The sequence below is a fragment of the Nocardioides currus genome, from assembly GCF_003057875.1.
In the GTDB taxonomy this organism is placed as follows: domain Bacteria; phylum Actinomycetota; class Actinomycetes; order Propionibacteriales; family Nocardioidaceae; genus Nocardioides; species Nocardioides currus.
In genome coordinates, this window is record NZ_PYXZ01000011.1 from 169,768 (window position 1) to 179,036 (window position 9,269).

The following is a 9,269-nucleotide window of genomic DNA, read 5'->3' on the forward strand; positions in this document are numbered from 1 at the left end:
AGAGTTCACCGATCGCTTTGCTACTGTTCTCCAGCACTCGTCCGGGTGGCGGAATTGGCAGACGCGCTAGCTTGAGGTGCTAGTGCCCGTATTAGGGCGTGGGGGTTCAAGTCCCCCCTCGGACACTGAGAAGGCTCCGGCTCCACGGAGCCTTCTCGTCATTTCGGGCCGTGATCGGCGTGTACGGCGCCTGTGCCGGCCCGGATCCCCCGCACCTGCGCGACCAGCCAGTCGCGCACCCGGGCCACCAGCGCCTCGTTGGCGGCAAGCGCGTCGGGGTGCTCGGCGAGCCACCGGGTGCCGCGCGCGTCCAGCCTCATCCCTGCCCGGAGCACCGTCCACCGCCGGCCGAGGACCATCAGGGTGCCAGCCAGGGCGACCGTCGCGAGGAAGCCCCGCAGCACGCCCATGAGCCGGTTGATCGCTCCCACGTCGTTGACGGTGGGGTCGACGGCGCTGAAGCGCACCTCGATCGGGCTGCCGACGGTGGCGTCGCAGTTGCCGTCGACCTTGCGCGCCGACGTCGCGGTGAACGTGCGCCCGTCGAGGGTGAAGTCGGCGACGATCTCGCACACGCGCGACGCGTTGCGGCGGCCCGTGTGGTCGAGGTGGACCTCGCGCACCGTGCCGGTGGTCACCGAGTCGGTGTCGGGCCTGCCGGAGAACTGGACGAAGGAGAAGAGGCCCAGTGCGAGACCGATCACCAGTCCCACGACCGGCCCGAGGAGGAGGGCCCGGACGGACTGCTCCGTGAACGAGGCCCTGAGCGCGGACAGGCCGTCGGCGACCAGCACGCGGCCGGCGACCTGCTGGATGCGCGCCACGGTCTGCGGGTCCGTGTCGTCGGGGGCCTGGACGGCCGCCACGGCGGCGTCCAGGACGCGCGACGTGGCGCTGGTGTCGTCGGTCATGTCATCCGTCCGCGAGCGCTCCGCCTCGTCGCGGCGCGCGCCCGTCCAGCGCCGCGACGAGCAGGCTAGGCGCTCAGCGCGTGGTTGCGAGGCGCTTTGCCAGGGTCGGTACGACGATCGCCGCCGCGACCACATGCAGCGCCATCAGCGTGGCGGCCGAGACGGCATCGAAGCCGACGACCAGGTCGGGGACGAACGACAGCACGGTCAGGACGACGGTGGTGCGCACGAACGTGGCGCGGGGGCGGCGCGCCGTACGCGCCATGACGGCCGCCATCGCCACCCCGACCAGCGAGAACGCCACGGTGAGGACGGCGAAGCCGGACACCGGGATGCTCTCGCCGGACGTGTCGGCGAAGGACACGCCGGCCGCGGAGGCGAGCGCCGCGAGGGCGCTGGTGGCGCTGGCCGCGACGACGGCGGCCGCGACGCCGTGCATCCACACGGGCGCGCGACGAGCGGCCTGCGCATCGGTGGTGGTGGTGGTGGTGGTCATGGGGCTGCTGGTGGTCGTGGTCATCTCGAGCTCCTCGGTGTCCGCAGGTCGCCGAGTGCGACCTGCTCATGCCCTGTCCACGAACGCGGCCGGCCCGACACGACAGGTGCGGTCGAAATTCCTGCGACGACTTTTCGTGGCAGGTTTGTCGTATCGACACGACCTCGTTCGTGGGTGTTGGCAGAGGCGGTCATCGGGACCGCCCGGAGCTCGAGGAGAACTGCGATGGCGCACTACCTGATGTCCGTGCACGGGCCGGCCGAGATGGAGGAGTTCGGCAGCTACGGTTCGAAGGAGGAGATGGAGGCGGCGTTCGCGGCGACTGGCGCCTTCAACGAGCAGCTCAAGGAGGACGGCTACTGGGTGTTCGCCGGTGGCCTCGAGTCCGCGTCGAGCGCCACCGTCGTCGACGGCAGGGGCGACACGCCGGTGATGACCGACGGTCCCTACCTCGAGACCAAGGAGGTCATCGGGGGCTTCTGGGTGATCGACGCTCCCGACCTCGACGTCGCGCTGCGGCTCGCGGCCGAGGGCTCCAAGGCCTGCGGCGGCAAGGTCGAGGTCCGTCCGTTCGACGGCCTGGCCTGACGCTCGCCCCGTCCTCCTAGAGCCTGGTGGGCGACGGGACGTCGCCCGGTGGGACGTCGCCCGGCGGGGGCGGCTGCGGATGCCGCAGCGGGTCCCGGTCGGGCGGCAGCGGGTCGATCGGGGCCGTGCCCTCGAGCCGGGCCAGCCTGGTCTCCAGGTCCGTGACCCGCTGACGAAGCTGGTCCAGCTCGCGCCGTACGTCGTCCATGCCTGCCACGGTAGGCGCACCCGCTCCCTAGGCTGGGGCACCATGCGCCTCCTCGTCACGTTCGTCGGCGGCCTCGGCCACCTGACTCCGCTGCTCCCGCTGGCTCGTGCGGCGCGGGAGGCCGGGCACGACGTCGCGATCGCCGGTTCGGGGGGTCTGGTGCCGCGGATCGAGCAAGCCGGCTTCACCGCCTTCGCGACCAGCCCACAGCCGCACCACGACCAGGCGGTCGCCAAGGAGCGCACCCCGCTCGAGGTGATGGACGCTCGCGCGACCGAGATCGAGTTCGCCGACAACTTCGCCGACCGGGGCGCGCGACGGATGGCGCTGGCCGTGCCCGACGTCATCCGCGCGTTCGAGCCGGACCTCGTGCTCCGTGACGAGACCGACCTCGGTACGCCGATCGCCGCCGAGCTCCTCGACGTGCCCGTCGCCACCCACCTGGTCCTGGCTGCCGGACTGCTGATCCGCCCGGAGCTGGTCGCACCACGGCTCGACGCGGTCCGGGCCGAGCACGGGCTGCCGCCTGATCCCGGTCTGTCGCGGCTGACGTCGGGGCTGACGCTGAGCGATGCGCCACCGTCCTTCCGGAGCCCGGACGCTCCGCTGGCTCCGAGGGTCACGCACTACCGGTCGGCACCCACGCCCGTGCGCGCTCCTCGCGCCGGTCGGGCGCGGGTCTACGTCACCCTCGGCACGATCTTCAACACGGCCTCGGGCGACCTGTTCGACCGCCTGCTGACCGGGTTGGGCGACCTCGACGTGGACGTCGTCGCCACGGTCGGGCAGGGAACCGATCCCGCCGACCTCGGACCGCAGCCGTCCCACGTGCGCGTCGAACGCTTCCTCCCGCAGGGCGACGTGCTCCCCGACGTCGACCTGGTCGTGTCGCACGGCGGCTCCGGGAGCCTGATGGCGGCCCTCGCCCACGGGCTCCCGTCGCTGCTCCTCCCGCTGGGCGCGGACCAGCCGCACAACGCCGTACGGGCCGAGGAGCTCGGCGTCGCCGTGACCCTCTCGGCTCGGACCGTCACGTCGGAGGAGGTCGGGGCGCGTGCCTCGGCCGTCCTCGCCGACGGCGGGATGCGTGCCCGGTGCGCTGCCGTCGCCGACGAGCTGCAGGCGCTGCCGGGTCAGTCGGCCGCCGTCGCCGCGCTGGAGGCGGCTTGCTGACGGGCACTCATCAGCCCGAGAACAGTGCCCTGTGCTCCGTGACCCAGGCGATGTCGTCCCACTCCTCCTCCTCGACGCTGCCGTCTTCGACCCATGTCCGCTGGGGTTCCTGGCCCTGATCGGCGAGGAAGCGGACGTGCTCGCCGGTGTAGCGGATGCGTCGGACGACCGCCTCGGCGACGTCGAAGTCGGCCGGCATGCCGTACGCGTCGAGGAATGCCTCGATCCGCGCTCGGCGGTCGGGCACCTCCGGGAAGTGGTGCCACTCGCGGGCTGCCTCGTCGTCCCGGAGCGGGGCGAACCACAGCAGGGCGTAGGCCACGTCGCTGAGCCTGGGCGCGCGGTGCAGGAAGTCCCAGTCGATGAGCGCGACCGCCTCGCCGTCGCGCCAGACGAAGTTCCAGGGACCGGGGTCGCCGTTGACGAAGACGTCGCCGCCCTCGACCGGCGGTGCGGCGAAGATCGCGTCGTCCGGCGGCACCCAGTCGGCGGAGGCGTCGTGGATGCGTCGCAGCAGGCGTGCCGCGGACCGCAGCCCCTGCTCGTCGTGCTGGTGCTTCCACCCGTCGCCGCCGCTGTCGCCCTCGATGAAGCGCAGCGTCTCGGTGTCCCCGTCGAGCGACACGGGCTCAGGCACGCAGTCCAGCCCCTTCGCGCGCAGGTGACGCAGGAACGAATGCACGGTCGGGGTCTGCGGCCCGGCAGGTCTCGTGACCGTCTCGGCCGTCAGCTCGATCGGACGGAACTGCTCGTTCACCTCTGCCGCGCGGCTGCGTGCCTCGTCGTTCGCCATGGGCGGGACGCTCGCACGCGCACCGCCGGGACGCCAACCGGGTTTCGGGGGCGCGCGTCGTCGTCGGCGCCTCGTGCTTGGCTGAGCCGGTGACTCGAGTCGTGGTCGGTGCGTTGGTGCGTGACGGGCAGGTGCTCCTCGTGCACCGACGTCCCGAGAAGCACGTGCACCCCGACCGGTGGGACGTGCCCGGCGGAGTCATGGAGGCCGGCGAGTCGGAGCTGGAGGCCCTCGAGCGGGAGCTGCGGGAGGAGCTGGGCGTGCAGGTCGTGGTCGGAGCCGCGTCCCACCTGTGCCGGATGTCGGTGGGCCATGCTGACGACCGAGCCACGCTCAGCGCCTGGCTCGTCCCCGAGTGGGACGGCACGCCCGCCAACGTCGCGCCGGAGGAGCACGACGACCTGCGGTGGTTCGACCTGGCGGAGCTGCCGCCACCTCCGCACGTCATCGTGCGCGAGGCCCTGCTGCGAGCGGTGGGCGAGCCCTCGTAGCGGACCGGGTCAGGCGCCGTCCTCGGTCAGCGACACGGTCGGCAGCCAGTCGGCCCCGAGGAGCTGGGCGAGGTCGGCGAGACCGGTGGTGTCGCTGCCGACGGTGTCGGAGGCCGCGGCGATCCGCTCGACCATCACCTTGCCGACCTGCTCCTCGACCGTGCCCTCCGCGTAGGCGATGTGCCACGGCGAGACCTGGTGGTCGCGGTGGGTGCGGCCGGTCACCTGCCGTCCGGCGATCCCCGAGAAGCGGGCTTGGTGGAAGACCCCGACCCGCGGCTCCGTGCTCGCCTGGCGTCCGTCGGCGAGGGTCTCGCCTGCGTGCAGGCTGATGGAGGCGACCGTGGTGAAGACGCAGACCTTCGCCTGCCCGGTCTGGAACCGGAGCCGCTCGGCCTCCGGGTCGAACCGGTCGCGGCCATAGATCGTGGCGACCTCGATGCCAGAGTCGCGCAGCCGGTCGGCGATCGGGTCGGCGGCGGTCGCGACGAACTCGACCGAGCACGCCACCTGCCGCTCGGCCCGGACCTGCTGCTCGATCCACGCGACCGTCGAGTCGACGCGGATCAGCCCCGCCTTCTGCCGGAAGCGCAGGAGCGCGGCCCGCCCCTTGGCGACGTTGCGCCCGCGACGGGCGATGTCCATCTCACGGCAGAACTCGCCCCACTCGGCCTCGTAGGCCGTCCGCTCCGCCGGTGTCAGGGCCACGGGCAGGCCGGAGATCGGCACCGGCCCCCACGGCGCGGCGCGGTGCAGCATCGCCGGCGGCCGTTCCTCGTCGAGCCAGCCGCGCACGAGCTTGAGGTCCGCCGCACGGCGTGCCGGGTCGGTGGTCCACGCAGCGCCGTACCTCCCCTGCTCGACGCCGACACCGTGGCGCTCGAGCGCCGCCGCGAACGTGTCGCCGGGCTTCGTCGCGCTCGTCCAGTCCTTCATGGGCTCGCAAAGGACCTGCGCGTAGGCCGGCGCGAGGTAGGGCAGCTCGAGCGGCGTGTGGCCGGGCGTCGCGGTGGTCGCGATGACGAACGGCGCCCGATCCTGCGGCCTGCCGTGTCCGGAGATCCGCGCCCAGAGCTTCCAGCGCTTGGTCGTCGTACGGCGCAGGGCGTGCGCCTCGTCCGCGATGATCACGTCCCACGTGTGGTCCTTGACCTTCTCCAGCCGGTCCCACGTGATGACGACCCACTCCAGTCCCCCGTCGCCCAGGGCCGTGATCGTGCGGCACCAGTGCCCGATCGTGATCGCGGCCGGCCGGTCGGCCACGACGAGCACGCGGTGCGCGCCTCGTAGGTCGCCGACCGCGGTCGCGCCGAGGACCGCCGAGATCGTCTTGCCCACGCCCGGCTCGTCGGCGAGCAGGAACAGCCGACCGCCCGCCTCAGCACGCGCGGCGATCGCGTCCGCCGCCTCGAACTGGATCCGCCGCGGCTCGAGCGCGTCCGTCGGCTCCGGGCTGGGCGTCGGGTCGTCTGGGTTGAGGGTGTTCTCGATGAACCGTCCGAGCGTGTGGGGTCCCGGGGCGTACGGCGCGAGGTGCTCGGGCAGGCGGCGTCCGACGTGCAGGTGGGTCCTGACGGCGGGATGCCAGGTCGCGCCGTCGACCTGTGTGCCGTAGGGGACGTCAAGGACCCAGATCCGCTCCCCCGGGCCAGCGGACGGCAACGGTCGCGGTTGCGTCGTGCCTCGGCGCCGGCCACTGCTGGGACGTCGACGGGTGGCCACCCTCGGACGGTATCTGGGTGTCGTTCACCCGCCGAGGCGGCTCGCCCGGTCCGGCGAAGCCGAAGCCGACCAGCCGTCGGCGGCGGTACGGCGCACCTCAGTTCGCCCCGGGCCGGATGGTCAGGTCCGTCATCTGAGGTGAGGCCGAGTCAGTGCGCCTGACCCGTGCTCGCCGATGTGCCGCCGTCGACGGCCAGCCATGCGCCCGTGATGTAGGCGGCGTCCGGGCTGGCGAGGAACAACACCGCCGGCGCGATGTCATCGGGTCGTCCGGGGCGGCCGAGGGCGATCCTGTTGGTGGCCGCGGACAGGGCTTGTTCGTCGTCCTCGATGGCCCGAGTGAGGTCGGTGATCGTGAGGGCGGGGGCCACGGCGTTGAGCCGGACTCCGCGCGGGCCGTAGTCGAGGGCGAGCGACTGCACGAAGTTCATGATCGCGGCCTTGGTGGCGTTGTAGGCCGCCTGCGCCCAGTCGCCGCGCAGCCCGGAGACCGAGCCGACGACCACGAGGTTGCCGCCCGAGCGCTCCAGCTCAGGTAGCGCGTGTTGGGCCACGTGGACGAACCCGTCGATGTTGGTCGCACGGATGGCCTGCCAATCCTCGAGGGCGAGCTCGTCGAAGGCGCCGTTCGTGTATGCCGCGGCGTTGTTGACGACGACATCGAGCGAACCGAATCGGTCCACGACGGCTCGCACCATGGCGGCCGCCGAGGCGTCATCGGCGACATCGGCTTCGACGGCGAGCGTACGGTCGGCGGGATGTCCGGCCAGGACCTCGTCGAGCTTCTCTCGGCGGCGGCCGCTGACGGCAACGTTCGCCCCGTTGGCAAGAAATGCCTCTGCGATCGCGCGGCCGATGCCGGTCCCGCCGCCGGTGACGAGGACGGTGCGACCGTGGAAGTCATAGGTATTGAAAGTCATGTCGTGCTCAACCCCGCAGGTGCGCCATGCGTTCCCGGTCAGCCGTCCTGCGTGAGCCCATCGCCTGGTCGGACGTCCGACCAGAGCACGGGGTCCTACTCGGGCGACACGGCAAACTCCTTCGTCTTCGCGATGGCGAACCCCCAGCCCTGCTGCAGGGTCGGTTTGGGCGGTAGGGCGATCTCGTCGGGATTGGTCAGCACGTCGAGCAGCACGGGACCGGGGTGGGCCAGTGCGTCGGCGACCGCACCGTCCACGTCCTGCGGGTCCGAGACTCGGATCCCGCGCAGGCCGACGGCCTCGGCGACCTTGGCGAAGTCCGGGTTGTGCAGGACAGTGCCGAACTCCGGCAGCCCCACCTGCTCCATCTCGAGCTTGACCATCCCGAGCCGTCCGTTGTTGAAGACGACGAGCTTGACGGGAAGCTGCTCGGTCACAGCCGTGATGAGGTCGCCCATCAGCATCGACAGTCCACCGTCACCGCAGAAGGCGATCACCTGCCGTTCAGGCTCGAGCGCCTGCGCCCCCAGGGCCATCGGCATCGCGTTGGCCATCGAGCCGAGGTTGTAGGAACCCAGCAGGCGTCGCCGGCCACTCATCCGGACGAAGCGGCTCAACCAGACCGTCGACATGCCGGTGTCGGTGGTGAAGATCGCATCCGGGTCCGCGTGCCGCTCGATGGCGGCCGCCAGCAGCTCAGGCCGGATCAGCGCGTCGGGGTTGTCCACCTTGCGACGCAGCAACCCGACCTTCTTGTGGTCGTAGTCAGGCTCGGTGAAGTGCTGCTGGCCGCGAGCCCACCCCTCGTAGGCCTTGCGAGCCTTGTCGAGGTGGCCCCGATCGGTCTTCTCACTGAGCAGCGGCAGCAGCGCACGAAGCGCGAGGCGGGAGTCGCCCACCACTGCGTGGTCGACCGGCGTACGGCGTCCCACGTGGGCGCCGCGCAGGTCGAGCTGGATGACTGTCTTGCCGGTGGGAAGGAACTCCGGGTAGGGAAAGTCGGTACCGATGAGCACCAGCACGTCGCACGAGTCGAAGGCCAGAGCGGTGGCCGGGTTGCCGATGAGGCCGGACTGGCCGATCTCGAAGGGGTTGTCGTCGTCGAAGCCATCCTTGGCCTTGAGTGAGAGCACCATCGGCGCCCCCAGCCGCTCGGCTGTCTGGAGCACCTCGTCGCGAGCGTGGCGTGCACCCAGTCCGACGAGGAACGTCACCGAGCCGGCGGCGTTGATGGCATCGGCCGCGTCGCTCACGACCCGGGGGTCGGGTGACAGCGTGGGCTGGGTGGACACGAAGCGCGGGACGGCCGTGTTCTTAGGCAGATCGAGTCCCCCGACATCCCCGGGCAGGCTCAGCACAGCCACGCCTCGCTCGGAGAGGGCTGCGTTGACCGCCTGCTCGATGATGCGCGGGACCTGGTCGATGCTCGTGACCGTCTCGCAGAAGACCGAGACGTCGGCGAACAGCACGTCGTTGTCGACCTCCTGGAAGAAGTCCGAGCCCATCTCCTCGCGCGGCACCTGTCCGCAGATCGCCAGGACGGGGGTCTTCGACTTCTTGGCGTCGTAGAGACCGTTGAGGAGGTGAATGGCGCCCGGGCCGACGGTGCCCATGCACACGGCCAGGTCCTCGGTCAGCTGTGACTGTGCGGAGGCCGCGAACGCAGCGGTCTCCTCATGTCGCACCGCCATCCAGTCGATGCGGTCCTCACGACGGATCGCGTCGGTGACAGGGTTGAGCGCATCCCCCACTACGCCCCAGACATGCCGAACTCCGTGATCGGCGAGTGATTCGATGAGCAGCTCGGCAACGGTAGTCATACCCCCACGCTGCCATCCCAGTACCTCCTCGAGACCACCCGCAAGGTGGTTGTCCCAGACGCCGGAACTGGCGGTTCTCGATACCCGGCGCGCCAAGGCGGCCTGCAGCGACCCGCGGGCCATTGGACCTGCGCCGACAGGCGGCGG

The 9,269-nt window shown here is 71.4% G+C and carries 10 protein-coding genes and 1 tRNA gene; 4 read left to right on the forward strand and 7 right to left on the reverse strand.

Translation table 11 applies throughout. The annotated features are described in order from the left end of the window. Positions 1–39 precede the first annotated feature (39 nt). A tRNA-Leu gene (locus C7S10_RS20270) sits at positions 40–125 on the forward strand. Between the two features lie 33 nt (positions 126–158). Here the strand turns inward: C7S10_RS20270 and C7S10_RS20275 are convergent. Together C7S10_RS20275 and C7S10_RS20280 are read right to left on the reverse strand one after the other, a co-directional pair. After that, a complete protein-coding gene (locus tag C7S10_RS20275) occupies positions 159–911 on the reverse strand; it encodes a hypothetical protein (RefSeq protein WP_108346413.1) in 753 nt (250 codons plus the stop codon). A gap of 73 nt (positions 912–984) precedes the next feature. Next, complete coding sequence (locus tag C7S10_RS20280) at positions 985–1,431, reverse strand: DUF6069 family protein (protein ID WP_243395501.1); 447 nt, start codon at positions 1,429–1,431, stop codon at positions 985–987. Positions 1,432–1,632: 201 nt separating this feature from the next. On the opposite strand from C7S10_RS20280, the gene C7S10_RS20285 reads away from it, so the two are divergent. Further along, positions 1,633–1,995, forward strand: coding sequence for a YciI family protein (locus C7S10_RS20285; protein ID WP_108346415.1), 363 nt, complete (start codon positions 1,633–1,635; stop codon positions 1,993–1,995). 16 nt (positions 1,996–2,011) lie between these two features. On the opposite strand, the gene C7S10_RS20290 is transcribed toward C7S10_RS20285, so the two are convergent. Beyond that, entirely contained in the window at positions 2,012–2,203 is a 192-nt protein-coding gene (locus C7S10_RS20290) for a coiled-coil domain-containing protein (RefSeq protein WP_108346417.1), read from the reverse strand. Positions 2,204–2,245: 42 nt separating this feature from the next. Between C7S10_RS20290 and C7S10_RS20295 the strand changes: the two genes are divergently transcribed. Beyond that, complete coding sequence (locus tag C7S10_RS20295; RefSeq protein ID WP_108346419.1) at positions 2,246–3,376, forward strand: glycosyltransferase; 1,131 nt, start codon at positions 2,246–2,248, stop codon at positions 3,374–3,376. 10 nt (positions 3,377–3,386) lie between these two features. Here the strand turns inward: C7S10_RS20295 and C7S10_RS20300 are convergent, their stop codons facing one another. Then, complete coding sequence (locus C7S10_RS20300; protein ID WP_108346421.1) at positions 3,387–4,169, reverse strand: phosphotransferase enzyme family protein; 783 nt, start codon at positions 4,167–4,169, stop codon at positions 3,387–3,389. An 89-nt stretch (positions 4,170–4,258) separates the two neighbouring features. Here C7S10_RS20300 and C7S10_RS20305 point away from each other — a divergent pair, with 89 nt between their 5' ends. After that, entirely contained in the window at positions 4,259–4,660 is a 402-nt protein-coding gene (locus C7S10_RS20305) for an NUDIX domain-containing protein (protein WP_108346423.1), read from the forward strand. Between the two features lie 9 nt (positions 4,661–4,669). Here C7S10_RS20305 and C7S10_RS20310 read toward each other — a convergent pair whose 3' ends face one another. The 3 genes from C7S10_RS20310 to C7S10_RS20320 form a co-directional block, all read right to left on the reverse strand. Further along, positions 4,670–6,322: a DEAD/DEAH box helicase gene (locus tag C7S10_RS20310; RefSeq protein ID WP_243395502.1), complete on the reverse strand. Its 1,653-nt coding sequence runs from the start codon at positions 6,320–6,322 to the stop codon at positions 4,670–4,672. 209 nt (positions 6,323–6,531) lie between these two features. Continuing rightward, complete coding sequence (gene budC, locus C7S10_RS20315) at positions 6,532–7,302, reverse strand: meso-2,3-butanediol dehydrogenase (protein ID WP_108346427.1); 771 nt, start codon at positions 7,300–7,302, stop codon at positions 6,532–6,534. Positions 7,303–7,397: 95 nt separating this feature from the next. Further along, positions 7,398–9,122: a thiamine pyrophosphate-dependent enzyme gene (locus C7S10_RS20320; RefSeq protein WP_108346429.1), complete on the reverse strand. Its 1,725-nt coding sequence runs from the start codon at positions 9,120–9,122 to the stop codon at positions 7,398–7,400. Between the last annotated feature and the right edge of the window lie 147 nt (positions 9,123–9,269).

Bases quoted from the DNA above. Each gene is read 5' to 3' on its own strand.
- C7S10_RS20275 (WP_108346413.1), bottom strand. From the start codon at position 911: ATGACCGACGACACCAGCGCCACGTCGCGCGTCCTGGACGCCGCCGTG.
- C7S10_RS20280 (WP_243395501.1), bottom strand. From the start codon at position 1,431: ATGACCACGACCACCAGCAGCCCCATGACCACCACCACCACCACCACC.
- C7S10_RS20320 (WP_108346429.1), bottom strand. From the start codon at position 9,122: ATGACTACCGTTGCCGAGCTGCTCATCGAATCACTCGCCGATCACGGA.
- budC (WP_108346427.1), bottom strand. From the start codon at position 7,302: ATGACTTTCAATACCTATGACTTCCACGGTCGCACCGTCCTCGTCACC.
- C7S10_RS20290 (WP_108346417.1), bottom strand. From the start codon at position 2,203: ATGGACGACGTACGGCGCGAGCTGGACCAGCTTCGTCAGCGGGTCACG.
- C7S10_RS20300 (WP_108346421.1), bottom strand. From the start codon at position 4,169: ATGGCGAACGACGAGGCACGCAGCCGCGCGGCAGAGGTGAACGAGCAG.
- C7S10_RS20285 (WP_108346415.1), top strand. From the start codon at position 1,633: ATGGCGCACTACCTGATGTCCGTGCACGGGCCGGCCGAGATGGAGGAG.
- C7S10_RS20295 (WP_108346419.1), top strand. From the start codon at position 2,246: ATGCGCCTCCTCGTCACGTTCGTCGGCGGCCTCGGCCACCTGACTCCG.